A 25,298-nucleotide genomic window follows, 5' to 3' on the forward strand; every position below is an offset into this window, starting at 1 on the left:
ACCTGCTCACGCTACTAAGCCGTGGTGTCGCGAGCGCCGAGCCCGAGGTGCTCGACGTGATAGACCGCCTCGTCGAGCAGGGCGGCGACGTGGTCGTCGTACAGCCGGTAGACGACGCTGCGTCCGTTTCGGTCGCGAGCGACCAGGCCGAGGTTGCGCAGCAACCGGAGCTGGTGTGAGACCGAGGGCTGTTCCATCCGGACCGCGGTCGCCAGGTCGGTGACCGAGCAGGGTGATTGCCGTAGCCGGGTCAGGATGAGCAGGCGCGTCGGAGATGCCAGGGCCTGCAGCGTGTCCGCGACTCTGGCGGCCGCCGCATGGTCCAGGGTCGGTGGCCGGCCAGCATGGTAAGGCTTGCCTCGCTTGCCTTGTGCCATAGGTCAATTCAATCACATACCGAAATAAAACCGAGACATATGTAGATGTCTACATCTATACACTTTGCTTGTTCTTTGTCGAACCCCACCACCCCCTTGTGAGGCCGCCGGCATGACTCTGACCGCTCTCGACGTGACCGCTCAAGAGGCTTGTTTCGATCGTGATCGAATTGCAAAGCCTTTGAGTTGGCGAGCGGCTCTGTGGTCCGTGCTTTCGGTGCGGTGGGCGGCTGTCGCGTTGGCGCTGTTTTTGATCGGGCTGATCGCTCAGCTCAACGGTGCCCCCCAGACCGTGTGGTGGTCGCTGTATCTGGCTTGCTATCTCACCGGCGGATGGGGCTCGGCATGGGCCGGCGCGCAAGCGTTGCGGAAGAAGGCCCTCGACGTGGACCTGCTGATGATCGTCGCGGCGATCGGAGCGGTCGCGATCGGGCAGATCTTCGACGGCGCCCTGCTGATCGTCATCTTCGCCACCTCCGGCGCGCTCGACGACGTGGCGACCAAACACACCGCGGATTCGGTCAAGGGACTACTGGGCCTCGCGCCGGATCAGGCCGTCGTGCTCGATGGTGACGGACGCGAGCGGGTGGTGCCGGCCGGTGAGCTGGTCGTGGGCGACCGGGTGGTGGTGCGACCGGGGGAGCGGATTCCCGGCGACGGCGTCGTGGTGTCCGGGTCTTCCGAGGTGGACCAATGCTCCATCACCGGTGAGTCGATGCCGGCCGCCAAATGCTGCGGCGACGAGGTGTTCGCCGGCACCGTCAACGGGTCTGGGGTGCTGCACTTGGTGGTCACCCGTGATCCGTCCAACTCCGTCGTCTCGCGCATTGTCGAACTGGTGGCTGAAGCATCGGCCACCAAGGCCAAGACCCAGCTGTTCATCGAGAAGATCGAGCAGCGCTATTCGGTCGGGGTAGTGGTCGCCACCATCGCGCTCATCGTCATTCCGCTGCTGATGGGCACCCACCTGCAAGCGGTGCTGCTGCGCGCCATGACGTTCATGATCGTGGCCTCGCCGTGTGCCGTGGTGCTGGCCACCATGCCGCCGCTGCTGTCGGCGATCGCCAACGCGGGGCGGCACGGGGTACTGGTCAAGTCGGCGGTCGTCGTCGAGCACCTCGCCGACACCAGCGTCGTCGCGCTGGACAAGACCGGCACCCTGACCTGCGGCGTCCCGCGACTCACCACCGTTGAAGCTCTGGCACCGCTGGACACCACCGGCCGCAACGGAATAGACGCCCAGCGACTACTCCAATTGGCCGCTGCCGCAGAACAATCCAGCGAGCACCCACTGGGGCGGGCGATCGTCGAGGATGCTCGGATGCGTGGCATGGTCATCCCGCCCGCCGAAGATTTCCGCGCGCTGCCGGGTCGCGGGGTGCGCGCCACCGTGGGTCACGATTTCGTCGAGATCTGCAGCCCGCACAGCTACCGGGGCGCACCGGTGGCCCAACTGACGCCGATCCTGGAGTCCGGCGCCACCGCTGCCATCGTGTTGGTCAACGGCGTCGCGGTCGGTGTGCTGGGCCTGACCGATCAGGTTCGGGCCGACGCCGCACGCTCCGTTGCATCGCTGTCCGCGCTGACCTCGGCGCCGCCGGTGCTGCTGACCGGTGACAATGCGCGCGCGGCGCGACGGGTGGCCCAGCAGGCCGGGATTACCGACGTGCGAGCGGCGCTGTTGCCCGAGCAGAAGGTCGACGCGGTCCGCGCTCTGCAGGCCGGCGGTCACCGGGTGCTGGTTGTGGGCGACGGAGTGAACGACGCTCCGGCCATGGCGGCGGCCCGCACGTCGGTGGCGATGGGGGCCGGCGCCGACCTCACCCTGCAGACCGCCGACGGTGTGACGGTCCGCGACGAGCTGCACACCATCCCGACCATCATCGGGTTGGCCCGGCGGGCGCGCCGGGTTGTGGTCGTCAACCTCGGCATCGCGGCCGGCTTTATCAGCGTTCTGGTGCTGTGGGATCTGTTCGGGCAGCTGCCGCTGCCGCTGGGCGTGGCCGGTCACGAAGGGTCCACGTTGATCGTCGCGCTCAACGGGATGCGCCTGCTGACCAACCACTCGTGGCGGCTCGCGGCGGCTGCCTAGGCTGTAGCGTGGGATACCTTCGCGCTGCCCTGGAAAAGACGCGGGGAGTCGGTAGGGAAATGGTATCCGGGAGATAGGCCCATCTTGTACGCACGCTCTACCACCATCCACGCGCAACCTGCGGCGATCGACGCTGGAATAGCGCACTTTCGCGATGCCACGTGGCCCACGCTCCAGCGCATCGACGGTTGTCTCGGCATGTCCCTACTGGTCGACCGAGGGTCCGGCAGATGCGTAGCGACCAACTCCTGGCGGACCAAGGAGGCGATGCACGCCAGCGCCAATCAGATGTTGGCGGCACACAAGCGGGCCGCCCAGATTCTGCGCGGCCCGCCGATCGACAACCACTGGCAGATCGCCGTCATGCGCCGCGATCGCCATTCAAGTCCTGGTGTCTGCGTGCGTGCCACCTGGCTCAAAGCGCGGCCCGAGCTGTTCGACAGCGCCATCGATTTCTACCAGCGGGCGATGCTGCCGGCCATCGAGGATTTCGACGGCTTCTGCAGTGCCAGCCTGATGGTCGACCCCACAGCCGCGCGGGCGGTGTCATCGGTGACCTTCGACAGCGTGGAAACGATGCAACAAAGCGCCGACGCGACCGACTCGTTGCGAACGGCGATGCTCGGCGACCTCAACCTTGACCAGGACGACGTCGGCGAGTTCGAGCTGGCAATCGCTCACCTGAGGGTGGCGGGCTGAAGGCCGAACTGCACCGGGAACATCGGGCCGTCGCACCGCGTTACGGGGACGTGACTACCCAAGACCTCACTGCTGAGCAGTTCAACGAAACCATCAACGGCAACGACATCGTGCTGGTCGACTTCTGGGCGTCCTGGTGCGGACCGTGTCGAGCGTTCGCCCCGACGTTCGAGGCGTCGTCCAAGAAACACCCCGATGTGGTGCACGCCAAAGTCGACACCGAAGCCGAACAACAGCTGGCCGCGGCCGCCCAGATCCGGTCCATCCCGACGCTGATGGCCTTCAAGAAGGGCAAACTGCTGTTCAACCAGCCCGGCGCGCTGCCGCCGGCAGCCTTGGAGGACCTGGTTCAGCAGGTCAAAGCCTTCGATGTGGACGCCGCGAACGACGAGGCCGGGGCGCAAGAAGTCTGACCCAGCGCCTTCTCAGGAAACACGCGCTACCTTTCTAAGGTGAATTTGGTCCTCGTTGAAAATCCGCGTCCCGGGGTCGCGCTGATAACCCTCAACCGGCCCGAGCGGATGAATTCGATGGCGTTCGACGTCATGGTGCCGTTCAAAGAGGCCCTGGAGCAGGTCACCTACGACAACTCTGTTCGCGTGGTCGTACTGACCGGCGCGGGCCGGGGGTTCTCGTCGGGCGCCGACCACAAGTCCGCGGGCACGGTGCCCAACGTCGAGGGCCTCACCCGGCCGACGTATGCGCTGCGGTCCATGGAGTTGCTCGACGACGTCATCCTGGCGCTGCGTCGGCTGCACCAACCGGTGATCGCCGCGGTCAACGGCCCGGCGATCGGCGGCGGACTGTGCCTGGCATTGGCCGCCGACATCCGGGTCGCCTCGACCAGCGCCTATTTCCGGGCCGCGGGTATCAACAACGGGCTGACCGCCAGCGAACTGGGCCTGAGCTACCTGTTGCCCAGGGCCATCGGATCGTCGCGCGCATTCGAGATCATGCTGACCGGTCGCGACGTCAGCGCCGAGGAGGCCGAGCAGATCGGCCTGGTGTCGTGTCAGGTCCCCGAAGGCCAGCTGCTGGACACCTGCTATGCGATCGCGGCCCGGATCGCGATGTTCTCCCGGCCGGGAATTGAGTTGACCAAACGCACACTCTGGAGTGGACTGGACGCCGGTAGCCTGGAAGGGCATATGCAGGCCGAGGGCCTGGGACAGCTCTTCGTCCGTCTACTCACCGCCAACTTCGAGGAAGCGGTCGCGGCACGCGCGGAACGGCGGCCGCCGGTGTTCACCGACGACAAATAGCGCAACGCAACAAGGAGAAGGATCGTGATCACGGCTACGGGCCTCGAGGTCCGCGCTGGCGCGCGCATCCTGATCTCACCCGACGGTCCGGACCTGAGGGTGCAGCCCGGCGATCGCATCGGGCTGGTCGGGCGCAACGGCGCCGGCAAGACCACCACCCTGCGCATCCTGGCCGGGGAAAGCCAACCCTATGCCGGGTCGGTCACTCGAACCGGCGAAATCGGTTACCTGCCACAGGATTCAAAAGAAGGCGACCTTGACGTGCTGGCCCGCGACCGGGTGTTGTCGGCCCGCGGCTTGGACGTGCTGCTGACTGATCTGGAAAAGCAGCAGGCGTTGATGGCCGAGGTCGCCGACGACGACGCGCGCGACCGCGCTATCCGCCGCTACGGTCAGCTGGAGGAACGATTCGTCGCGCTGGGCGGCTACGGCGCCGAAAGCGAAGCCGGCCGGATCTGCGCCAGCCTCGGCCTGCCCGAACGGGTACTGACCCAGCAGCTGCACACCCTGTCGGGCGGTCAGCGTCGCCGGGTGGAACTGGCGCGCATCCTGTTCGCCGCGTCGGAAGGCGGAGCCGGCGCCTCAGGTTCTGGCACCACGCTGCTGCTCGACGAGCCGACCAACCACCTCGACGCGGATTCGCTTGGCTGGCTGCGGGATTTCCTGCGGACCCACACCGGCGGTCTGGTGGTCATCAGCCACAACGTCGAGTTGATCGCCGACGTCGTCAATCGGGTGTGGTTTTTGGACGCGGTGCGCGGCGAGGTCGACGTCTACAACATGGGCTGGCAGAAGTACCTCGATGCCCGGGCCACCGACGAGCAGCGCCGCCGCCGGGAACGCGCCAACGCCGAACGCAAGGCCGCTGCGCTGCGTTCGCAGGCCGCCAAGCTGGGTGCCAAAGCCACCAAAGCCGTTGCGGCCCAGAACATGTTGCGCCGCGCCGACCGGATGATGGCGGCCCTTGACGAGGAGCGGGTCGCCGACAAGGTGGCGCGGATCAAGTTTCCGACCCCGGCCGCATGCGGGCGCACGCCGCTGGTGGTCAAGGGGCTGAGCAAGTCCTACGGTTCGCTCGAGGTGTTCACCGGCGTCGATCTGGCCATCGACCGGGGCTCGCGCGTCGTCGTGCTCGGACTCAACGGCGCCGGTAAGACCACGCTGCTGCGACTGCTGGCCGGCGTGGAGAAGCCCGACACCGGCGGGTTGGAACCCGGACACGGTTTGCGGATCGGCTATTTCGCGCAGGAGCACGACACGCTCGACATCGACGCGACTGTCTGGGAGAACATCCGCCACGCGGCACCGGAATCCGGCGAACAAGATCTGCGTGGCCTGCTCGGGGCGTTCATGTTCAGCGGCCCACAGCTCGACCAACCCGCGGGCACCCTGTCCGGTGGGGAGAAGACCCGGCTGGCACTGGCCGGCCTGGTCGCGTCGACAGCCAATGTGTTGCTGCTCGACGAGCCGACCAACAACCTCGACCCGGCATCGCGCGAGCAGGTGCTCGATGCGCTGCGCAGCTATCGCGGTGCGGTGGTACTGGTGACGCACGACCCGGGTGCGGCCGAGGCGCTCGGCCCGCAGCGCGTGGTGCTGTTGCCCGACGGCACCGAGGACTACTGGTCCGAGGACTATCGGGATCTCATCGAGCTGGCCTGATTCTTGCGCGGGGCCGCAGGCGATTTCGGTCGCGGATGATTTTCGGTCAAACTGCCCCGCGTTCGACAACGGGTTCTTACGCTAAGTGCTTCGGTTCGTGTTGAAGCGTGGAGGTCCCCGTGCGAAACCCAACGAGGAAGTCGAAGAAGACACGCGATCAGTTGTTGCACGAGTTGCGTAATGCCTATGAAGGCGGGGCGAGCATCCGCAAGCTGGTGGCCAGCACCGGCAGATCGTATGGATCTGTGCACAGCATGCTGCTTGAGTCGGGCACTACGATGCGCAGCCGCGGCGGCCCCAACCACACTTCCCGACACCGATAGACCGCGTGCGTAGCGTCACTGCGAAATCTTGTCCCTTTGTTCGCAGTGACGTTACGCTCAGCGTCGAAATCAGTTGCGCCGTACCGACTTTTCCACCAGATCGAGGACGTCGGCCAGCCGCTGCGGGTCCTCGCCCGACGCCAGCCGGGCCACCAACCCGTCGAGAACGAGTTCGAGGTAGCACTGCAACACGTCGCCGGGAACGTCGTCGCGCACCCGGTGGGCCTCCTTCTGCCGGCGCAGCCGATCGGTCGTCGCCGCCGCCAACTCCGCAGAGCGCTCGGACCAGCCGCGGCTGAACTCGGGGTCGTTGCGTAGCTTGCGGGCGATCTCCAACCGGGTGGCCAGCCAGTCGAACTGGTCGGGCGCGGCCAGCATGTCGCGCATCACCTGGATGAGACCCTCGCGTGCCGCGACGTCGGCCATTCGCTCGGCATCCTGATGCGCCAGTTCGAAAAACAGCGCGTCCTTGTCCCGGAAATGGTGGAAGATCGCACCGCGCGACATTCCGATCGCCTGTTCCAGACGCCGAACCGTCGCCTTGTCGTAGCCGTATTCGGCAAAGCAACGGCGGGCGCCGTCCAGGATCTGACGGCGACGAGCCGCCAGATGGTCCTCGCTGACTTTGGGCACCGCGGAGCGTGGTCGGGTGTTAGGTGTTAGGTGTTAGCCGGACTTCAGCATGTTGCGCAGCACGTATTGCAGGATGCCGCCGTTGCGGTAGTAGTCGGCTTCACCTGGGGTGTCGATGCGCACCTTCGCGTCGAACTCGATCGGGTCTGCACCTTCCTTGGTGGCTTTGACTTTCACCGTCTTGGGCGTCTTGCCGTCGTTCAGGACCTCGATACCGGTGATGTCGAACACCTCCGTGCCGTCCAGACCCAGGGACTGCGCGGACTGGCCGTCGGGGAACTGCAGCGGGATGACGCCCATGCCGATCAGGTTGGAGCGGTGGATGCGCTCGAACGACTCGGCGATCACCGCCCGCACGCCCAGCAGCCGGGTGCCCTTGGCTGCCCAGTCCCGCGACGAGCCGGAGCCGTACTCCTTGCCGCCCAGCACCACCAGCGGAATGTTCTCTGCCGCATAGTTTTGCGCCGCGTCGTAGATGAACGCCTGCGGGGCGCCATCCTGGGTGAAGTCGCGGGTGTAGCCACCGGACACGTCGTCCAGCAACTGGTTACGCAGCCGGATGTTGGCGAACGTGCCGCGGATCATCACCTCGTGATTACCGCGCCGCGAGCCGAACGAGTTGTAGTCCTTGCGGTCCACGCCGTGCTCGTCGAGGTACTGCGCCGCCGGGGTGCCGGGCTTGATGCTGCTGGCGGGAGAGATGTGGTCGGTGGTCACAGAATCACCCAGCAGGGCCAGCACCCGGGCGCCGCTGATGTCGCCGACCGGTGCCGGCTCGGCGGGCATGCCCTCGAAGTACGGGGGCTTGCGCACATACGTCGAATCCGCATCCCACTCAAAGATATTGCCGCTCGGGGTGGGCAGGTTGCGCCACCGTTCGTCGCCTTTGAACACGTCGCCGTAGTTCTTGGTGAACATCTCCTGGTTGATCGCCGAGGCGATGGTGTCGGAGACGTCCTTCTGCGACGGCCAGATGTCTTTCAGGAAGACGTCGTTGCCCTCGTTGTCTTTGCCGAGGGGCTGGGCGTCGAAGTCGAAGTCCATGGTCCCGGCCAGCGCGTAGGCCACTACCAGCGGCGGTGACGCCAGGTAGTTCATCTTCACGTCGGGATTGATGCGGCCCTCGAAGTTACGGTTGCCCGACAGCACCGCGGTCACCGAAAGGTCGTTGTCGTTGACGGCCTTCGAGATCTCGTCCGGCAGCGGCCCGGAGTTGCCGATGCAGGTTGTGCACCCGTAGCCGACCAGATAGAAGCCGAGCTTCTCTAGGTACGGCCACAGGCCGGCCTTGTCGTAGTAGTCGTTGACCACCTGCGAGCCGGGCGCCATCGTGGTCTTCACCCACGGCTTGGAGGTCAGTCCTTTGTCGACGGCGTTGCGCGCCAACAGGGCCGCGCCCAGCATCACCTCGGGGTTGGAGGTGTTGGTGCACGACGTGACCGCGGCGATCACCACCGCGCCGTGGTCGAGCACGAATTCGCCACGCTCGTCGGACTTCACCGTCACCGGGCTGCTGGGGCGACCTTTGGAATGTGCGGCCGCCGAATGCACCTGGGGACGGTCGTCGGCATGTCCGTTCGACACCGCGGCCGGATCGCTGGCCGGGAACGTCTCCTCGACTGACTCGTCCAGTTTCGAGTAGCCCTGCTGGCCGTCCGCGTCGCCATCGACGTAGCTGAGAATCTGCTCACGGAAGGTGGACTTGGCGTCCGACAACGCGATTCGGTCCTGGGGGCGCTTCGGCCCGGCGATCGAGGGAACCACCGTGGACAGGTCGAGCTCGAGGTACTCGGAGAACGCCGGCTCGTGATCGGGATCGTGCCACATGCCCTGTTCTCTGGCGTAGGCCTCCACGAGTGCCAGTTGCTGATCCGTGCGGCCGGTGAACTTGAGGTAGGAGATGGTCTCCTCGTCGATCGGGAAAATGGCTGCGGTGGAACCGAATTCGGGGCTCATGTTGCCCAGCGTGGCGCGGTTGGCCAATGGCACCTCGGACACGCCCTTGCCGTAGAACTCGACGAACTTGCCGACCACGCCGTGCTTGCGCAGCATCTCGGTAACGGTCAGCACGACGTCGGTGGCCGTGACGCCGGGCTGAATCTCGCCGGTCAGCTTGAAGCCGACGACGCGCGGGATCAGCATCGACACCGGCTGGCCCAGCATCGCGGCCTCGGCCTCGATGCCGCCCACACCCCAGCCGAGCACACCCAGGCCGTTGACCATGGTGGTGTGGCTGTCGGTGCCCACGCAGGTGTCCGGGTACGCAGTGATTTTTCCCGCGCGGTCTGCGCGCTCCATGACCACGCTCGCCAGGTATTCGATGTTGACCTGGTGCACGATGCCGGTTCCCGGCGGCACCACCTTGAAGTCGTCGAATGCGCCCTGTCCCCAGCGCAGGAACTGGTAACGCTCGCCGTTGCGCTGATACTCGATCTCGACGTTGCGCTCGAAGGCGTCGGCGGTGCCGAACAGGTCGGCGATCACCGAGTGGTCGATCACCAGGTCGGCCGGTGCCAGCGGGTTGACCTTCTCGGCCTTGCCGCCCAGATCGCCGATGGCCTCGCGCATGGTGGCCAGGTCGACGATGCAGGGCACGCCGGTGAAGTCCTGCATCACCACGCGCGCGGGCGTGTACTGGATCTCGATGCTGGGCTCGGCCTCGGGATCCCAATTGGCGATGGCCTCGATGTGTTCTTTGGTGATGTTGCTGCCGTCCTCGTTGCGCAGCAGGTTCTCGGCCAGAACCTTCAGGCTGTACGGGAGTTTCTTGGTATTGGGGACGGCGTCGAGACGATAGATCTGGTAAGTGTGGTCGCCGACCTTGAGGGTGTCGCGGGCTCCGAACGAGTTCACCGAATCTTTGCTGGTCACATCAACTCCCGGGGATTAAGTTCTTCCGCCGACGGGGCTACGTCGGCGGCATCTCGAACAACCATGTCACTTTAACAGTACGCTTGTCCTGTTTGAAGTGGCACTCAGGTTCAGTCTTGTCGTGTCGGGCGCTTGTTGGAACCCTTTTGGGTCATGTCGCGTAACGTGCCTTTAGCGCTCGGAGGTGGTCAGAGCACCGATGAGCGGAAAGGATGGAAAAGGTGGGTGACGCGATGACCGGGGAAACCCTGCCTCTCTACATTCCGCAAGACGTGGACATGAATTTCATCAAGGCTCAGGTGAAGGCCAGCGGGGTCAGTGCACCACCGGTGGCCATGGCGGGACTGCTCGAGGTGGTCGACCACGCTCAGGCGGAGGGCATCAACCTCAAGATCGTGCTGCTGGACCACAACCCGCCCCACGACACACCCCTGCGGGACATATCCACGGTGGTTGGCGCCGACTACCCGGATGCCACGGTGCTCACCCTGAGCCCCAGCTTCGTCGGCACCTACAGCACGCACTTCGCGCGCGTGACGCTCGAGGCGGGGGAGGACCACGCCAAGACTGGCAACCCGGTGGTGTCGGCGAATAACTTTCTGAACGAGCTGAACACTCCCGAGTTTCCGTGGAGTGGGTTGACGATTCTGCTGCTGATTGTGGTGCTTGCGGCGGCCGTCGGCACTCGATTCATGCAGTTGCGCGGCAGGCGATCAGCAACCTCGACAAAGGCCGACGAAACGGCGGCAGAAGCGCCCACCCAGGCCGTCTAAAGCCGTCTAACCACGCATTTTCGCCCAATTCCGCGCTCCGCCGAGCCCGGTTCGCAAGCTCTGCGAATTCTCGCGGCAAACACAGCAGATCACTATTCGGTCACATTAAACGCACGTCCAGAGTGCAGTTTGTGACTGACGTTTCCATGGCGTCAGATGTGACGTACGGTGCGAATGATGCTCATGTTGTCTTTGGCGCTTTGTGGGAAAAATGTGACCTGCGCCGCCCGTGTGCGTTAAGCCGTAGGAGACCTGCGAATGAGACGGACCCGCCGTGGCTCTGTGTCGCGACCAGCCGCACGGTTGGTGCGACCGGCCATTCCGTCGGTCCTCTGCGTGGCGCTGCTGGCTTGCACGCCTGGGCTCGCGGTCGGTGATCCCGGCGCCGACACCATGGGCGCGCTGATCGCTGAGGTCGCCAAGGCCAACCAGCACCTGGAGGACCTGACCGCAGAAGTCGAGACCGAACAACAAAGCGTCGACAAGGCCATGGTCGACGTGGAGACCGCGCGGGACAATGCCGGCGCCGCCGAACGCGAACTGCAGGAGCGCCAGCAGGCGGTCAAGGACGCCAACACGGCGATCGCCGCTGCTCAGCGCCGGTTCAACAGCTACGCGGCGGCCACCTACATGGGCGGCCCGCAGGGCAGCTACCTGAGTGCGCGAAACCCCGACGAGATCATCGCCACAGCATCTGCCGCCCAGGTCCTCAACGCCAGCTCCCAGACGGTGATGGCCAACCTGCTGCGGGCGCGGACAGAGCAGGTGAACAAGGAGTCGGCGGCGCGACTGGCCAAGCAGAAAGCCGACAAAGCCGCCGCTGATGCCAAGGCCAGCGAGGATGCCGCCGTCAGAGCGCTCACCGACACGCAGCACAAGTTCGACGAACAACGCGACCAGGTCAATCGCCTGGCTGCCGAGCGCGACGCGGCCCAGGTCAAACTCGAAGCCGCCATCTGGTCAGCGGGAGGAGGGGCGCCCGGCGTGTCTGGTGTTCCGGGTTCAGGCGACCGTTGGGATCCGGGGGCACCGGGCGGTGGCGCTGGACCATTCGGGGGGCCGGCCGGGGGACGAAGGTGGGACGGCTGGGACCCCACGCTGCCGCAGGTTCCCAGCGCCAACATCCCCGGCGACCCGATCGCGGTGATCAACCAGGTGTTGGGCATCTCGGCCACGTCGACCCAGGTCACCGCCCAGATGGGGCGCAACTTCCTGCAGCAGCTGGGCATCCTCAAGCCCAACGACTCGGGGATCACCAACGTCCCCACGGGCTCGACGCAGGGCCGGATTCCGCGCGTGTACGGGCGACAGGCTTCCGAGTACGTGATCCGTCGTGGCATGTCACAGATCGGGGTGCCCTATTCCTGGGGTGGTGGCAATGCCGCCGGGCCCAGCAAAGGAATCGACTCCGGGGCCTCGATCACCGGCTTCGACTGTTCGGGCCTGGTCTTGTACTCGTTTGCCGGCGTGGGCATCAAGCTGCCGCACTACTCGGGTTCGCAGTACAACTTGGGCCGCAAGATCCCCACCTCCCAGATGCGCCGCGGCGACGTCATCTTCTACGGCCCCGGCGGCAGCCAGCACGTGACGATCTACCTCGGCGAAGGCCAGATGCTCGAGGCCCCCGACATCGGGTTGAAGGTGCGTGTTGCGCCGGTGCGCACCAGCGGCATGACGCCCTTCGTAATCCGCTATATCGATTATTAACGAGGAACTATGCGCCGCAAAGTTTTTCAGGTCAAAAGGACGCGCCTGATCAACCTAGCCTGGATCACCGCCGTGGTGACCGGGCTGATGTTGTCTGCCGCCGCTCCGGCACAAGCCGACCCGGGCCAGTGGGACCCCACCCTGCCGGCAACGCTAAGTGCCGGAGCTCCCGGAGATCCGCTGGCCGTCGCCAACGCCTCGCTGCAGGCCACCGCCCAGGCCACCCAGACGACGCTGGACCTGGGTAGGCAATTCCTCGGCGGGCTCGGCATCAATTTGGGCGGCACCCCCGCCGCCAACAACACCAGTGGCAGCCGGATTCCGCGGGCCAACGGCCGCCAAGCCGTCGAGTACGTGATCCGGCGGGCCGGGTCACAGATGGGAGTCCCCTACTCGTGGGGCGGCGGCACGCTCGACGGTCCCAGTAAGGGAGTCGGCGACGGCGCCAACATCAACGGCTTCGACTGCTCTGGCCTGATGCGCTACGCGTTCGCCGGGGTCGGCGTGCTGATCCCGCGGTTCTCCGGCGACCAGTACAACGCCGGCCGCCACATCCCACCCAACGAGGCCAGGCGCGGTGACCTGATCTTCTACGGCCCCAACGGGAGTCAGCACGTCACCATGTACCTGGGCAACGGTCAGATGCTGGAGGCCAGCAGCCTGGCCGGCAAAGTCACCGTCAGCCCGGTGCGCAAACCCGGGATGACACCGTTTTTGACCAGGATCATCGAGTACTGACCCGGGTGGGCGGGGCGTGATTTGCCCGCATGGTCACCCTGCGGCAACCGTGGCGTCGACGGAATCCGAGTGGCCTGGAATAGTTGAACGAGGGCACGCCGCTGCCCCGCGACATTTGGTCGTGAAAGCAGTCGTGTCCGACGAGCTCTGGAGGGTTATTGATGACGCAAGCAGGTGGAATGCCCCCGGGCCCCGGCGGTTACTCGGGCGGGGGCGCCCATGAGGCGTATACCGGTGGCGCTGACGGCTTAGCCGCCGAGGTACACACGCTGGAGCGGGCCATCTTCGAGGTCAAGCGGATCATCGTCGGCCAGGACCAACTCGTGGAGCGGATGCTGGTCGGCCTGCTGTCCAAGGGCCACGTGTTGCTCGAGGGTGTTCCCGGTGTGGCCAAGACGCTGGCCGTGGAGACCTTCGCCAAGGTGGTCGGCGGCACGTTCTCGCGCATCCAGTTCACCCCCGACCTGGTGCCCACCGACATCATCGGTACCCGCATCTACCGGCAGGGCAAGGAAGAATTCGACACCGAGCTAGGTCCGGTGGTGGCCAACTTCCTGCTCGCCGACGAGATCAACCGCGCGCCGGCGAAGGTGCAGTCCGCGTTGCTGGAGGTCATGCAGGAACGCAAGGTGTCCATCGGCGGCAAGAGCTATCCGTTGCCCAACCCGTTCCTGGTGATGGCGACGCAGAACCCGATCGAGCACGAGGGCGTCTACCCGTTGCCGGAGGCGCAGCGCGACCGCTTCCTGTTCAAGATCAACGTCGGCTACCCGTCGCCGGAGGAAGAGCGGGAGATCATCTACCGGATGGGTGTGCGGCCACCGGAGCCCAAGCAGATCCTGAGCACCGGAGACCTGGTGCGGCTGCAGGACACCGCGGCCAACAACTTCGTGCACCACGCGTTGGTCGACTACGTGGTGCGGGTCGTCTTCGCCACCCGTAATCCCGAGCAGCTGGGCATGAACGACGTCAAGACCTGGGTCGCGTTCGGTGCGTCGCCGCGCGCGTCGCTGGGCATCATCGCCTCCGCGCGTTCGCTGGCGCTGGTGCGCGGCCGCGACTACGTGATCCCGCAGGACGTCGTCGACGTCATTCCCGACGTGCTGCGCCACCGGTTGGTGCTCACCTACGACGCGCTCGCCGACGAAATCTCGTCGGAGATCGTGATCAACCGGGTCATGCAGACGGTCGCCATGCCGCAGATCAACGCCGTTCCGCAGCAAGGACATTCGGTGGGTCCGGTGATGCAGACCGCGGTCTCGCCCACCGTTGCCCGGTGACAAACGCTCGCCCCGCCGGGAAGCCGGCGGCTTCTGAGCACCCACCGTCGATGCAGCGCGGCGACATCGACGACCCGAAGCTGGCGGCGGCGCTGAGCAGCCTGGAACTGACCGTCACCCGCAAGCTCGACGGTGTCCTGCATGGCGACCACCTCGGGCTGATCCCGGGCCCGGGCTCCGAGCCGGGGGAGTCGCGCCTCTACCAGCCCGGCGACGACGTGCGCCGGATGGACTGGTCGGTGACCGCGCGCACCACCCACCCCCACGTTCGACAGATGATCGCCGACCGCGAATTGGAGACCTGGCTGGTCGTGGACCTGTCGGCCAGTCTGGATTTCGGGACCGCGTTCTGCGAGAAGCGTGACCTCGCGGTGGCCGCCGCGGCCGCCATCAACTTCCTCAACAGCGGCGGCGGTAACCGGTTCGGCGCGCTGATCGACAACGGCGCCACCATGACCCGGGTGCCGGCCCGCAGCGGACGGCAGCATCAGCACACGCTGCTGCGCACCATCGCGACCATGCCCAAGGCCCCGCCGGGGGTGCGCGGTGACCTGGCCAGGTCCATCGACGCGTTGCGCCGTCCGCAGCGCCGCCGCGGGATGGCCGTCATCATCAGTGACTTCCTGGGCCCGATCAATTGGACCCGGCCGCTGCGCGCGATCGCCGGCCGCCACGAGGTGCTGGGCATCGAGGTGCTCGATCCTCGTGACGTCGAGCTTCCCGACGTCGGCGAGGTCGTACTGCAGGACGCCGAGTCCGGAGTCACCCGCGAGTACACCATCGATGCCCAGCTGCGCGACGATTTCGCCCGGGCCGCGGCGGCTCATCGCGCCGAGGTCGCCCGCACGCTGCGCAGTTGCGGTGCGCCGCTGCTGACGCTGCGCACCGACCGGGACTGGATCGCCGACATTGTCCGCTTCGTCGAGTCCCGCAGGCGCGGGTCCATGGCGGGGCGTCAGTGACAGGTCTGCTATGACGCTGCCCTTGCTCGGGCCGATGACGCTGTCCGGCTTCGCGCATTCGTGGTTTTTTCTGTTCCTGCTGGTGGCCGTCGGGCTGGCCGTGCTCTACGTGGTGATGCAGCTGGCCCGCCAGCGGCGGATGCTGCGATTCGCGAACACGGAGCTGCTGGACAGCGTTGCCCCCAAGCGACCTCACCGATGGCGGCACCTGCCGGCGGTCCTGCTGGTGTTGTCGTTGGTGCTGTTCACCATTGCGATGGCGGGGCCGACGATCGAAGTCCGGATTCCGCGCAACCGTGCGGTGGTGATGCTGGTAATCGACGTGTCGCAGTCGATGCGTGCCACCGACGTCGCGCCCAACCGGATGGCAGCTGCGCAGGAAGCCGCCAAACAGTTCGCCGACGAGCTGACCCCGGGCATCAACCTCGGGCTGATCGAGTATGCGGGCACCGCGACGGTACTGGTGCAGCCGACGACCAACCGGGCAGCGACGAAGGCCGCGCTGGACAAGTTGCAGTTCGCCGATCGCACCGCCACCGGGGAGGGAATCTTCACTGCCTTGCAGGCCATCGCCACGGTCGGCGCGGTGATCGGTGGCGCCGACACACCGCCCCCGGCGCGCATCGTGTTGTTCTCCGACGGCAAGGAGACGATGCCGACCAACCCAGACAACCCCAAGGGGGCCTACACCGCCGCCCGCACCGCCAAGGACCAGGGCGTGCCGATCTCGACGATCTCGTTCGGCACCCCGTACGGGTTCGTCGAGATCAACAACCAGCGCCAGCCGGTGCCCGTCGACGACGTGACCATGAAGAAGGTCGCCCAGCTCTCCGGTGGCAATGCCTACAACGCCTCGACTCTGGCCGAGTTGAAGGAGGTCTACGCGACACTGCAGGAGCAGATCGGCTACGAGCCGAGCAAGGGCGACGCCAGCGCTGGCTGGCTGCGGCTGGGTGCACTGCTTCTCGCGTTGTCCGCGCTGGCCGCCCTGCTGATCAACCGGCGACTGCCCAACTGACGGGTCGACATGCCAGGGGGAGATTTCAGCCCCGCTACACCGAGGCGATAGGTTGGCCGGGTGACTGACACGGCCGCTGAGCTCGCCGCCGACGGCGGCAAACCCGCATTCGTCTCCCGTTCAGTCCTGGTGACGGGCGGAAACCGGGGGATCGGTCTGGCGATCGCACAGCGGCTGGCCGCCGACGGCCACAAGGTGGCCGTCACGCACCGCGGATCCGGGGCACCCGACGGGCTGTTCGCCGTCGAGTGTGACGTCACCGACAACGACGCCGTCGACCGTGCCTTCAAAGAGGTCGAGGAGCACCAAGGTCCCGTCGAGGTGCTGGTGTCCAACGCCGGCATCTCCGCGGACGCTTTCCTCATCAGGATGACCGAGGAGAGGTTCGAGAAGGTCATCGACGCGAACCTCACCGGGGCGTTTCGGGTGGCCCAGCGCGCCTCGCGCAGCATGCAGAAAAAGCGGTTCGGCCGGATGATCTTCGTGGGGTCGGTCTCCGGCAGCTGGGGTATCGGGAACCAGTCCAACTACGCGGCCTCCAAGGCCGGCCTGATCGGCATGGCCCGCTCGATCTCCCGGGAATTGTCCAAGGCCGGCGTGACCGCGAACGTGGTGGCCCCCGGCTACATCGACACCGAGATGACGCGCGCGCTGGACGAGCGGATCCAGGCGGGGGCGCTGGAGTTCATCCCGGCGAAGCGGGTCGGCACCGCAGCGGAGGTCGCCGGGGTGGTCAGCTTCCTGGCGTCCGAGGATGCGAGCTATATCGCCGGTGCGGTCATCCCGGTCGACGGCGGCATGGGCATGGGGCACTAGGAGAAGGACGGACATGGCAGGACTGCTCGACGGCAAAAGGATTCTGGTCAGCGGGATCATCACCGACGCGTCGATCGCGTTTCACATCGCGCGGGTGGCCCAGGAGCAAGGCGCTCAACTGGTGCTCACCGGGTTCGACAGGCTGCGATTGATCCAGCGCATCGCCGACCGGCTGCCGGAGAAGGCGCCGCTGATCGAGCTCGATGTGCAAGACGAGAAGCATCTCGACAGTCTGGCCGAGCGGGTGACGGCCGAGATCGGCGAGGGCAACAAGCTTGACGGCGTGGTGCATTCGATCGGATTCATGCCGCAGACCGGGATGGGCATCAACCCGTTCTTCGACGCGCCTTATGAGGATGTCTCCAAAGGCATTCACATTTCGGCGTATTCGTATGCGTCGCTGGCCAAGGCGCTGCTGCCGATCATGAACGCGGGCGGCTCCATCGTCGGTATGGACTTCGACCCCAGCCGGGCGATGCCCGCCTACAACTGGATGACGGTCGCCAAGAGCGCGCTGGAATCGGTCAACCGGTTCGTGGCACGCGAGGCGGGCAAGTACGGGGTCCGCTCGAATCTCGTTGCCGCCGGACCGATTCGGACGCTGGCGATGGCCGCGATCGTGGGGGGTGCGCTCGGTGACGAGGCCGGTGCGCAGATCCAATTGCTCGAAGAGGGCTGGGATCAGCGTGCGCCGATCGGTTGGAACATGAAGGACCCGACGCCGGTTGCCAAGACGGTTTGCGCGTTGCTCTCCGACTGGCTGCCGGCGACCACGGGCGACATCATCTTCGCCGACGGCGGCGCGCACACCCAATTACTGTAGGGTCTAATGGAATTCGACGCGATCCTGCTGCTGTCCTTCGGCGGCCCGGAGGCGCCCGAGCAGGTGCGGCCATTTCTGGAGAACGTCACCCGGGGCCGCAATGTGCCACCCGAACGGCTTGACCACGTCGCCCAGCACTACATGCATTTCGGTGGGGTGTCGCCGATCAACGCGATCAACCGCGCACTGATCGGTGAGCTGGAAGCCGAACAGGACCTGCCGGTCTATTTCGGCAACCGCAACTGGGAGCCCTACGTCGAAGACACCGTTACAACGATGCGCGACAACGGCGTTCGTCGTGCCGCGGTGTTCACCACCTCGGCGTGGAGCGGCTATTCGAGCTGCACGCAGTACGTCGAGGACATCGCCCGGGCGCGGCGGGCGGCCGGGCCGGGCGCGCCCGAACTGGTAAAGCTGCGGCGGTATTTCGACCATCCGCTCTTTGTCGAGATGTTCGCCGACGCCGTCGCCGCGGCGGCCCGCACCGTGCCGGCCGACGCGCGACTGGTGTTCACCGCACATTCGATCCCCGTCGCCGCCGACCGGCGCTGCGGCCCTGATCTTTACAGCGGCCAAGTCCGTTACGCCGCAAGCCTGGTCGCCGCCGCGGCCGGGTATCGCGATTACGACGTGGTGTGGCAGTCGCGATCGGGGCCGCCGCAGGTTCCGTGGCTGGAGCCCGATGTCGCCGATCACCTCGCGGAGCTGGCCGGCAACGGCACTCGGGCGGTAATCGTGTGTCCCATCGGCTTTGTCGCCGACCACATCGAGGTGGTGTGGGATCTCGACCAGGAACTGCGATCACAGGCCGAGGCGGCGGGGATCGCGTTCGCCCGCGCCGCCACGCCCAACGCCGACCGCCGATTCGCCCGGCTGGCTGCGGGTTTGATCGACGAATTGCGCTGCGGGCGTGGTCCGGCCCGAGTGAGCGGCCCTGATCCGGTGCCGGGCTGTCTGGCCAGCAGCAACGGTGAGCCGTGTCGTCGACCGCACTGCGCAGCGCTGGAAGACGCAGCCGAGTGAAGCGGGTCGCCGCCGTCAGGAGTAATCCTGCCAGGCGGAGCGCAAGATCGCACTCACGGCGGCCATCCGCGCCGAACGGACCACACCGGCGAGCGGTCGCAGCGCATCGCTGGCGATCTGAGTTTCCGACGCCGAGTTTCCGGTCGGCAATCGGCTCAGGCCGGCGCTGACGGCGATGATCGCGCCCACGTGTGCGGCGTTCTCCAGCACCCGCAACGCGCGTGACGGCGCATGCTCGGGAACCCGGTGCTGCCGTGCGGATTCCAGCATTTGCTCGACAAGTCCGCGCGGGTCGGCGACGTCGGTGGCGGCGGATCCCAGCCCGATGCTGCCGAGCGCGTCGGCGGCCGAGCGCACCGCCGAGCGCAATGCGTATTCCGCGTCGCCCAGTTCATGGTGCTCGAGCGCGGGTGCACCGGGCAGGGAGTAGACGATCCAAGAGAGCGCGCACAAATCGGGTGAATCGTCTTCGCAGTCGGTATCGCCGTAGTTGAACTCCGGGACCAGACCGATGGCGGTGCCGGGGTCGTCGGGGTTGGAGATGATCAGCGCCTCGCCCACCGTGAGGGCGTCGCGGCCGAATTGCGTCCCGGGGACAAGCCCGCGCACATCGCCGGGCACGGGCAATACCACGTTGATCGTCGCGCGCGTCCTGGATTGGCCAACCGCGGCCCGCAGCGTCTGCAGTAGCGAGACCGTGCCGGCGTCGTGCACGTCGGGCCAGGGCAGTCCGGTGTGGCCCGCGGCGACCGCATCATACGCGGTCACCGATTGTGTTGGGGCCCAAAGTGATAACGCATCCAATACATCGTCGGGCGCGGCCTTGCCGGCGAGCCAGGCGTTGGCCCACAGCGACAGCGAAACACTGGGACACCACATGATCTCGCAGTGTAGTTGGTTGTCCCGGCAAAGGCCGATCACGCGTATTCTGGCCGCATGCTCGTCCCGCTGAGCTGGCTGATCTTCGCGCTGGCGCTCGCCGCTGCCGAAGCGTTGACCGGCGACATGTTTATGTTGATGCTCAGCGGCGGCGCGCTTGCCGCCGCCGGAACTGCCTGGCTGACCAATTGGCACATCTTGGCCGACGGGGCGGTGTTCCTGATCGTCTCGGTGCTGCTGGTAGTGCTGGTTCGCCCCGCGCTGCGGCAGCGGCTGACACCCGCCGCAAAAGTCCAGACTGGCACCAAAGCGCTGGAGGGCAAGCAGGCGCTGGTACTCGATCGGATCGCCAGCCACGAGGGTCAGGTGAAGGTTGACGGCCAGATCTGGACCGCACGCCCGCTCAACGAGGGCGACGTGTACGAGCCAGGCGAGTCGGTGACCGTCGTGCACATCGATGGTGCCACTGCGGTGGTCTTCAAGAACGGGTAGCGGTTCGAGAAAGGAACTCCGGTGACTCCAGGTGAACAAGTGCTCATTCTGCTGTTCTTCGTTGTCCTGGTGATTTTCACCATCGTCGTGCTGGCCAAATCGGTCAAGGTCATCCCGCAGGCCGAGGCAGCGGTGATCGAGCGGATGGGAAGTTACCAACGCACGGTCAGCGGGCAGTTCACGTTGTTGATGCCCTTCATCGACCGGATCCGAGCCCGGATCGACCTGCGCGAACGGGTGGTGTCCTTCCCGCCGCAGCCCGTCATCACCGAGGACAACCTGACGTTGAACATCGACACGGTGGTGTACTTTCAGGTCACCGTGCCGCAGGCCGCGGTGTACGAGATCAGCAACTACATCGTCGGCGTCGAGCAGCTCGCCACGACCACCCTGCGCAACGTGGTCGGCGGCATGACGCTGGAGCAGACCCTGACCTCGCGGGATCAGATCAACACCAAGTTGCGCGGCGTGCTCGACGAGGCCACCGGCCGTTGGGGCCTGCGGGTAGCGAGGGTGGAGCTGCGCAGCATCGACCCGCCGCCGTCGATCCAGGCCTCGATGGAAAAGCAGATGAAGGCCGACCGGGAAAAGCGTGCGATGATTTTGACCGCCGAAGGCGCCCGGCAGGCCGCGGTCACACAGGCCGAGGGGCAGAAGCAAGCGCAGATCCTGGCCGCCGAGGGCGCCAAGCAGGCCGTCATCCTGGCCGCCGAGGCCGACCGGCAGTCCCGGATGCTGCGCGCTCAGGGTGAGCGTGCCGCGGCCTACCTGCGGGCGCAGGGCCAGGCCAAGGCGATCGAGAAAACGTTCGCCGCGATCAAAGCCGGTAGGCCCACCCCGGAGATGCTGGCTTACCAGTACCTGCAGACGCTGCCGGAGATGGCGCGCGGCGACGCGAACAAGGTGTGGGTGGTGCCCAGCGACTTCAGCACCGCGTTGCAGGGGTTCACCAAGTTGCTCGGCGCACCGGGCGAGGACGGCGTGTTCCGGTTCACGCCGTCTCCGGTTGACGACATGCCCAGGCATGCGGTCGGCGATGACGACGCTGAAGTCGCCGACTGGTTCTCCACCGACACCGATCCGGCGATCGCCCAGGCGGTGGCCAAGGCGGAGGCGATAGCCCGCCGGCCGGTGGAAGGCATGCCTGGACTGCCTGGCACGCCGGCGATGCCGCCGGCGCCACCGCAGGCGCCGCCGCAGGGAATGCCGCCGGGACCACCGCAGGGAATACCGCGGGGAATGCCGCCGGCAGCGCCGCCGGGAATGCCGCCGCGGTTGACTCAATAGGATTGCCGGCATGAGTGCTTTGACTTCACCGAAAACCTATGCGGCGCTTGCGGCTTTCCAGGCTTTCGACGCGGTCGCGTGCGCGGTCCAAGTGCCTCCGATCAAGAAGTCGTTGGACATCGTGGAATGTCCGGACAGTATTCGCCCGGTGCTGCCGGTGGTCAAGGCAGCCGCCGCGGTCGGTCTGCTGTCGGTGACCCGGTTCCCCGGGCTGGCCAGGCTGACGACGGCGATGCTGACGCTGTATTTCACCCTGGCCCTCGGCGCGCACATCCGGGTCCGGGACAAGGTGGTCAATGCGCTTCCGGCGGCGTCGTTCCTGGTGTTGTTCACCGCGATGACGGCCAAGGGGCCGGACGCCGGCGCGGGGATGCCCGGGGCGCGTTGACTCTGGCTACCGCCGAGCAGACGCAGAATCGCACGGGGCGGGCACCCGCAATGCGATTCTGCGTCTGGTCGCCGAGTGCTCATCGTGGCGGTTGAGGTCCCGGAGGAGGAGGCGGCGCTCCCGGCCCGCCCCGTCCTTGGCCCAGCGGCGGAGGCCCTCCCGGGAACGGCGGCGGCCACCCACCGGGTCCCGGACCCCAAGACCCCATACCGGGCCCGCCGTGCATCGGTCCGGCCATCGGTGGACCGCCCGGCCCCGGGGGCGGGGGAAAGCCGAACTGCGACGCCGGCTGTCCGAACGGCGGTGGCGGCGGCGGAGGTCCAAAGCCGAAGGCGAAAATAGCCAGCGACGCCGCCGCTGTGAACATGGCGCCGACGAATGCGCCCACTAGCCCGGCGCCGATCACGACGACGGTGGAGTGCTGGCCTTTGGCCTGCACGCGCGGGGCGACCACGGCCGGCGGCGGCGCTGGAGGGGCCTGATGCTCGGTGGTGGTGTTGGTGTCGTCGGAGGTCATGCGGCTCCTCATGTCGTCGGTTCGTCGATAACCGCGACGGTAGGAGCCGTACTTGAAGTGAATCTGAAGAAATTCGCGTGCCTCAGCGAGGCGTGGGTCCGGGCGGCGGAAATGGCGGAGCAGGTAGGCCACCCGGCCCGGTCGTCGGCGTGGTGATGGTAGGAAGCGGCGTCGGCGGCAGGTAACTGGACAGCGGGGCCGGGTATGGGGGCGGCGGAAGCTCGAAGCGGATTTTCCAGGTGGGGGCGGCTATCGCAAAGACGGACAGCGCGCCGATCGCCACACCCGCCACCGCGGCGCCGATCACCACGCCCAGTGAATAGCGTCTGCCCGGGGCAGCCGGTGGCGGTGGGTTACGGAGCTGTTCGGAGGTCATCGGGCTCCCCATGTCGGTTGTCGTGAATGCGCGTGCTTAAGCCTGATCTCAGAACCGCGCGTTAACAATGGGGCCATGGCCGATTGTTCGCGAACGGGACCCACCGGCAGTCGTTCGGTTGTGAACCGGACCGAACAATTCAGCGTCGGCACACCCCGGGTACTGGTGGTCGAGGACTCCGAGACGATCCGGGAAATGGTCAGCGAGGCGCTGGCCGACGTCGGCTATCACACCGACACCCGCTGCGACGGAGAAGGATTGGAGGAGGTTCTGGAGGGCCTGCGGCCCGACTTGGTGGTGCTCGACGTGATGCTGCCGGGTCGGGACGGATTCGCACTGATCGACGTCGTCCGCGAGTGGGGCGACATCGGCATCGTGTTGATCACCGCCCGCGACGGATTGCCCGACCGGCTGCGTGGCCTGGACGGCGGCGCCGACGACTACGTGGTCAAACCGTTCGAGCTCGCCGAGCTGGTGTCGCGGGTCCGCGCCGTGCTGCGCCGGCGGGGACGGCTGCCGCGGGTGGTTCAAGTGGGCGACCTGCTGCTCGACGTCGACGCCGGTGTGGCGGCGCGGGACGGGCACCGGCTGGACCTGACCGCCACCGAGCTGCGGCTGCTGGATTTCCTGGTGGCCCAGCGCGGCCGGATCGTCAGCGCTCCCCAGATCCTCAACGCGGTGTGGGGCTATGACGCCTACGACCCCAACCTGGTGCAGGTACACGTCAGCGGGTTGCGACGTAAACTCGAGGCCCACGGCCCACGGATCCTGCACACCGTGCGCGGCATCGGTTACCGCCTGCAACCCCAACGCCCGTGACGACCGATCCGGTGACCCCGACGCCGTCGCTGCAGCGCCGGGTCACGCTGACCGTGGTGGCGTTGCTGGCGGTGCTGCTGGTGGTGCTCGGCGTCACTATCGACGTGGTCCTGGGTGTTCAGGCGCGCCGAAATCTGCACGACCGGCTGATCGCGGCGACGTCACGCGCCGACGCACTGGCGGCCGCGCACACCGAACCGGATTTGCTTGCCGCCGAACTCAACGGCGGCAGCGTGCGGGCGCTGCTGGTGACCGCCGACGGCGCGACCTACGGTGATCGCAGGATCAGTCCCGACACCACCGCGGCTCCCACCGAGCCGCTGCCGCCCGGCCCGCCGTTCCCGCCGGGCCACCACTGGGGTCCGCCCGGCCCGCCGCCGCCCGGCCCGATACCGCCGCCGCCTCCGCCGGGCCCGCCGCCCGATGCGACCGCGACCGTGCTGGTGCATCCGCTGCCCGACGGCGCCCGGGTGATCCTGGTTGCCGACACCACCCAGACCACGCAAGTGACCCGACAGCTGCGTCAACTGATGGTCGGTGCCGGGCTGGCGACCCTGCTGGCCGCGGCGCTGCTGATGGTGGCGGTCAGCCGGGCCGCGCTACGGCCGTTGAACCGGATGACGGCGCTGGCCAACGACATCACCACCGGTGATCGCGGACGGCGGCTGCGTCCCGACCGCGCCGACACCGAACTTGGCCGCGCGGCAAGCGCTTTCGACGGCATGCTGGACGCGTTGGAAAGCTCCGAGCGACTGGCCCAGCAAGCCGCGGACACTGCGCAACGCGCCGAGACGGCGACCCGGCGGTTTCTCGTCGACGCCGCACACGAGCTGCGCACCCCGATCGCCGGCATCCAGGCCGCGGCCGAACAACTGGCCAGCAGCGCCGGCCAACAGGAAGACGACGCGGCGCGCGGTCAGTACCGTCGGGCCAGCCTGCTGCTGTCCGACGCTCGCCGCGCCGGACGGCTGGTCGCCGACATGCTGGATCTGAGCCGCATCGACGCCGGGCTTGCACTGGACCTGCGCGACACCGACTTGGCCGCCATCGTCGGCGCCGAAGCCGACCGAGCCGCGATGCTGGCGCCGCAGGTGACCATCACCCGGAGCGGCCTGAGCGCGCTGACGGTCAGGGCCGATCCGACCCGGGTGTCGCAGATCTTGTCCAACCTGCTGGACAACGCCCGCAGGTACACCCCGGCCGGAGGATCCATCGCTGTCGAGATGAGCAGCGGTGGCGGGCTGGCCGAGGTGACCGTCACCGACACGGGCCCGGGAATTCCCGACGACGAGCGCGATCACATCTTCGAGCGGCTGGTCCGCCTGGATGCCGGGCGTGCCCGCGACCACGGCGGCGCCGGGCTGGGCCTGGCGATCGCGCGGGCCCTGGCCCGGGCCCACGGCGGTGAGCTGGTGTGCCTGCAGCACGAAGGCGGGGCACGATTCCGGCTCAGCTTGCCGGCCGGCGGTTAGCCCGACCGG

The 25,298-nt window shown here is 66.9% G+C and carries 26 protein-coding genes; 20 read left to right on the top strand and 6 right to left on the bottom strand.

Annotated features, from left to right (window positions below):
* Positions 1–14: 14 nt before the first annotated feature.
* Positions 15–377: a metalloregulator ArsR/SmtB family transcription factor gene (locus tag VML93_RS14785; RefSeq protein ID WP_325611699.1), complete on the bottom strand. Its 363-nt coding sequence runs from the start codon at positions 375–377 to the stop codon at positions 15–17.
* Between the two features lie 112 nt (positions 378–489).
* Here VML93_RS14785 and VML93_RS14790 point away from each other — a divergent pair, with 112 nt between their 5' ends.
* The 6 genes from VML93_RS14790 to VML93_RS14815 all read left to right on the top strand — a co-directional run bounded on the left by VML93_RS14790 (position 490) and on the right by VML93_RS14815 (position 6,415).
* On the top strand, positions 490–2,469 hold the full coding sequence (locus VML93_RS14790) for a heavy metal translocating P-type ATPase (RefSeq protein ID WP_325611701.1): 1,980 nt from the start codon (positions 490–492) through the stop codon (positions 2,467–2,469).
* Positions 2,470–2,553: 84 nt separating this feature from the next.
* Entirely contained in the window at positions 2,554–3,168 is a 615-nt protein-coding gene (locus VML93_RS14795) for an antibiotic biosynthesis monooxygenase (RefSeq protein ID WP_325611703.1), read from the top strand.
* 50 nt (positions 3,169–3,218) lie between these two features.
* Positions 3,219–3,581 (top strand): thioredoxin, encoded by a 363-nt coding sequence (gene trxA / locus VML93_RS14800; RefSeq protein WP_325611704.1) that lies wholly within the window; start codon positions 3,219–3,221, stop codon positions 3,579–3,581.
* 39 nt (positions 3,582–3,620) lie between these two features.
* Entirely contained in the window at positions 3,621–4,430 is an 810-nt protein-coding gene (locus tag VML93_RS14805; RefSeq protein WP_325611705.1) for an enoyl-CoA hydratase, read from the top strand.
* A 24-nt stretch (positions 4,431–4,454) separates the two neighbouring features.
* Complete coding sequence (locus VML93_RS14810; RefSeq protein ID WP_325611707.1) at positions 4,455–6,092, top strand: ABC-F family ATP-binding cassette domain-containing protein; 1,638 nt, start codon at positions 4,455–4,457, stop codon at positions 6,090–6,092.
* A 119-nt stretch (positions 6,093–6,211) separates the two neighbouring features.
* On the top strand, positions 6,212–6,415 hold the full coding sequence (locus tag VML93_RS14815) for a helix-turn-helix domain-containing protein (protein WP_325611709.1): 204 nt from the start codon (positions 6,212–6,214) through the stop codon (positions 6,413–6,415).
* Between the two features lie 69 nt (positions 6,416–6,484).
* Here VML93_RS14815 and VML93_RS14820 read toward each other — a convergent pair whose 3' ends face one another.
* Positions 6,485–7,048 carry a helix-turn-helix domain-containing protein gene (locus tag VML93_RS14820; protein ID WP_325611711.1) on the bottom strand — a complete coding sequence of 188 codons (564 nt, stop codon included), beginning with the start codon at positions 7,046–7,048 and terminating at the stop codon, positions 6,485–6,487.
* Positions 7,049–7,081: 33 nt separating this feature from the next.
* Positions 7,082–9,919 (bottom strand): aconitate hydratase, encoded by a 2,838-nt coding sequence (locus tag VML93_RS14825; protein ID WP_325611713.1) that lies wholly within the window; start codon positions 9,917–9,919, stop codon positions 7,082–7,084.
* 233 nt (positions 9,920–10,152) lie between these two features.
* Here VML93_RS14825 and VML93_RS14830 point away from each other — a divergent pair, with 233 nt between their 5' ends.
* The 9 genes from VML93_RS14830 to VML93_RS14870 all read left to right on the top strand — a co-directional run bounded on the left by VML93_RS14830 (position 10,153) and on the right by VML93_RS14870 (position 19,059).
* Positions 10,153–10,692 carry a DUF6676 family protein gene (locus VML93_RS14830; RefSeq protein WP_414686358.1) on the top strand — a complete coding sequence of 180 codons (540 nt, stop codon included), beginning with the start codon at positions 10,153–10,155 and terminating at the stop codon, positions 10,690–10,692.
* Positions 10,693–10,950: 258 nt separating this feature from the next.
* Positions 10,951–12,399: an NlpC/P60 family peptidoglycan endopeptidase RipA gene (gene ripA / locus VML93_RS14835; protein ID WP_325611716.1), complete on the top strand. Its 1,449-nt coding sequence runs from the start codon at positions 10,951–10,953 to the stop codon at positions 12,397–12,399.
* 9 nt (positions 12,400–12,408) lie between these two features.
* Positions 12,409–13,137, top strand: coding sequence for an NlpC/P60 family peptidoglycan endopeptidase RipB (ripB, locus tag VML93_RS14840; RefSeq protein ID WP_325611718.1), 729 nt, complete (start codon positions 12,409–12,411; stop codon positions 13,135–13,137).
* Between the two features lie 161 nt (positions 13,138–13,298).
* Positions 13,299–14,417: a MoxR family ATPase gene (locus VML93_RS14845; protein ID WP_325611719.1), complete on the top strand. Its 1,119-nt coding sequence runs from the start codon at positions 13,299–13,301 to the stop codon at positions 14,415–14,417.
* Positions 14,418–14,467: 50 nt separating this feature from the next.
* Positions 14,468–15,379 (top strand): DUF58 domain-containing protein, encoded by a 912-nt coding sequence (locus tag VML93_RS14850; protein ID WP_325611753.1) that lies wholly within the window; start codon positions 14,468–14,470, stop codon positions 15,377–15,379.
* 10 nt (positions 15,380–15,389) lie between these two features.
* Positions 15,390–16,397 carry a VWA domain-containing protein gene (locus VML93_RS14855; protein ID WP_325611721.1) on the top strand — a complete coding sequence of 336 codons (1,008 nt, stop codon included), beginning with the start codon at positions 15,390–15,392 and terminating at the stop codon, positions 16,395–16,397.
* A gap of 60 nt (positions 16,398–16,457) precedes the next feature.
* Positions 16,458–17,213: a 3-oxoacyl-ACP reductase FabG1 gene (fabG1, locus tag VML93_RS14860; RefSeq protein ID WP_325611723.1), complete on the top strand. Its 756-nt coding sequence runs from the start codon at positions 16,458–16,460 to the stop codon at positions 17,211–17,213.
* Between the two features lie 13 nt (positions 17,214–17,226).
* On the top strand, positions 17,227–18,036 hold the full coding sequence (inhA, locus tag VML93_RS14865) for an NADH-dependent enoyl-ACP reductase InhA (protein WP_325611725.1): 810 nt from the start codon (positions 17,227–17,229) through the stop codon (positions 18,034–18,036).
* A 6-nt stretch (positions 18,037–18,042) separates the two neighbouring features.
* Positions 18,043–19,059, top strand: a complete 1,017-nt coding sequence (locus VML93_RS14870; protein ID WP_325611727.1) for a ferrochelatase — start codon at positions 18,043–18,045, stop codon at positions 19,057–19,059.
* Between the two features lie 15 nt (positions 19,060–19,074).
* Here VML93_RS14870 and VML93_RS14875 read toward each other — a convergent pair whose 3' ends face one another.
* The gene (locus tag VML93_RS14875; RefSeq protein ID WP_325611729.1) at positions 19,075–19,938 is read right to left on the bottom strand and encodes a hypothetical protein; all 864 of its coding nucleotides are present in this window, start codon (positions 19,936–19,938) and stop codon (positions 19,075–19,077) included.
* Positions 19,939–19,995: 57 nt separating this feature from the next.
* Between VML93_RS14875 and VML93_RS14880 the strand changes: the two genes are divergently transcribed.
* From VML93_RS14880 to VML93_RS14890, 3 genes are read left to right on the top strand one after another with little or no spacing between them, the layout of a single operon-like run.
* Complete coding sequence (locus tag VML93_RS14880; RefSeq protein WP_325611730.1) at positions 19,996–20,430, top strand: NfeD family protein; 435 nt, start codon at positions 19,996–19,998, stop codon at positions 20,428–20,430.
* 39 nt (positions 20,431–20,469) lie between these two features.
* The gene (locus VML93_RS14885) at positions 20,470–21,717 is read left to right on the top strand and encodes an SPFH domain-containing protein (RefSeq protein ID WP_325611755.1); all 1,248 of its coding nucleotides are present in this window, start codon (positions 20,470–20,472) and stop codon (positions 21,715–21,717) included.
* Between the two features lie 10 nt (positions 21,718–21,727).
* Positions 21,728–22,105 carry a DoxX family protein gene (locus VML93_RS14890; RefSeq protein WP_325611731.1) on the top strand — a complete coding sequence of 126 codons (378 nt, stop codon included), beginning with the start codon at positions 21,728–21,730 and terminating at the stop codon, positions 22,103–22,105.
* Positions 22,106–22,184: 79 nt separating this feature from the next.
* Here VML93_RS14890 and VML93_RS14895 read toward each other — a convergent pair whose 3' ends face one another.
* Both VML93_RS14895 and VML93_RS14900 read right to left on the bottom strand, forming a co-directional pair.
* A complete protein-coding gene (locus tag VML93_RS14895; RefSeq protein WP_325611732.1) occupies positions 22,185–22,622 on the bottom strand; it encodes a hypothetical protein in 438 nt (145 codons plus the stop codon).
* 82 nt (positions 22,623–22,704) lie between these two features.
* Positions 22,705–22,998, bottom strand: a complete 294-nt coding sequence (locus tag VML93_RS14900; RefSeq protein ID WP_325611734.1) for a hypothetical protein — start codon at positions 22,996–22,998, stop codon at positions 22,705–22,707.
* Positions 22,999–23,073: 75 nt separating this feature from the next.
* Here VML93_RS14900 and VML93_RS14905 point away from each other — a divergent pair, with 75 nt between their 5' ends.
* Complete coding sequence (locus tag VML93_RS14905; RefSeq protein ID WP_325611736.1) at positions 23,074–23,817, top strand: response regulator transcription factor; 744 nt, start codon at positions 23,074–23,076, stop codon at positions 23,815–23,817.
* A complete protein-coding gene (locus VML93_RS14910; protein ID WP_414686357.1) occupies positions 23,814–25,289 on the top strand; it encodes a sensor histidine kinase in 1,476 nt (491 codons plus the stop codon). Before VML93_RS14905 ends, VML93_RS14910 begins: the two co-directional genes overlap by 4 nt.
* Positions 25,290–25,298: the final 9 nt, after the last annotated feature.

The organism is Mycobacterium sp. (assembly GCF_035499775.1).
Taxonomy (GTDB): Bacteria; Actinomycetota; Actinomycetes; order Mycobacteriales; family Mycobacteriaceae; genus Mycobacterium.

What these genes read in the sequence shown, in the direction of transcription:
- VML93_RS14895 (WP_325611732.1), bottom strand. Translation starts at nt 22,622, where the DNA reads ATGACCTCCGACGACACCAACACCACCACCGAGCATCAGGCCCCTCCA.
- VML93_RS14830 (WP_414686358.1), top strand. Translation starts at nt 10,153, where the DNA reads ATGACCGGGGAAACCCTGCCTCTCTACATTCCGCAAGACGTGGACATG.
- ripB (WP_325611718.1), top strand. Translation starts at nt 12,409, where the DNA reads ATGCGCCGCAAAGTTTTTCAGGTCAAAAGGACGCGCCTGATCAACCTA.
- inhA (WP_325611725.1), top strand. Translation starts at nt 17,227, where the DNA reads ATGGCAGGACTGCTCGACGGCAAAAGGATTCTGGTCAGCGGGATCATC.
- VML93_RS14875 (WP_325611729.1), bottom strand. Translation starts at nt 19,938, where the DNA reads ATGTGGTGTCCCAGTGTTTCGCTGTCGCTGTGGGCCAACGCCTGGCTC.
- VML93_RS14870 (WP_325611727.1), top strand. Translation starts at nt 18,043, where the DNA reads ATGGAATTCGACGCGATCCTGCTGCTGTCCTTCGGCGGCCCGGAGGCG.
- VML93_RS14880 (WP_325611730.1), top strand. Translation starts at nt 19,996, where the DNA reads ATGCTCGTCCCGCTGAGCTGGCTGATCTTCGCGCTGGCGCTCGCCGCT.
- VML93_RS14790 (WP_325611701.1), top strand. Translation starts at nt 490, where the DNA reads ATGACTCTGACCGCTCTCGACGTGACCGCTCAAGAGGCTTGTTTCGAT.
- VML93_RS14905 (WP_325611736.1), top strand. Translation starts at nt 23,074, where the DNA reads ATGGCCGATTGTTCGCGAACGGGACCCACCGGCAGTCGTTCGGTTGTG.
- VML93_RS14890 (WP_325611731.1), top strand. Translation starts at nt 21,728, where the DNA reads ATGAGTGCTTTGACTTCACCGAAAACCTATGCGGCGCTTGCGGCTTTC.
- VML93_RS14850 (WP_325611753.1), top strand. Translation starts at nt 14,468, where the DNA reads ATGCAGCGCGGCGACATCGACGACCCGAAGCTGGCGGCGGCGCTGAGC.
- VML93_RS14855 (WP_325611721.1), top strand. Translation starts at nt 15,390, where the DNA reads ATGACGCTGCCCTTGCTCGGGCCGATGACGCTGTCCGGCTTCGCGCAT.
- ripA (WP_325611716.1), top strand. Translation starts at nt 10,951, where the DNA reads ATGAGACGGACCCGCCGTGGCTCTGTGTCGCGACCAGCCGCACGGTTG.
- VML93_RS14900 (WP_325611734.1), bottom strand. Translation starts at nt 22,998, where the DNA reads ATGACCTCCGAACAGCTCCGTAACCCACCGCCACCGGCTGCCCCGGGC.
- VML93_RS14845 (WP_325611719.1), top strand. Translation starts at nt 13,299, where the DNA reads ATGACGCAAGCAGGTGGAATGCCCCCGGGCCCCGGCGGTTACTCGGGC.
- VML93_RS14785 (WP_325611699.1), bottom strand. Translation starts at nt 377, where the DNA reads ATGGCACAAGGCAAGCGAGGCAAGCCTTACCATGCTGGCCGGCCACCG.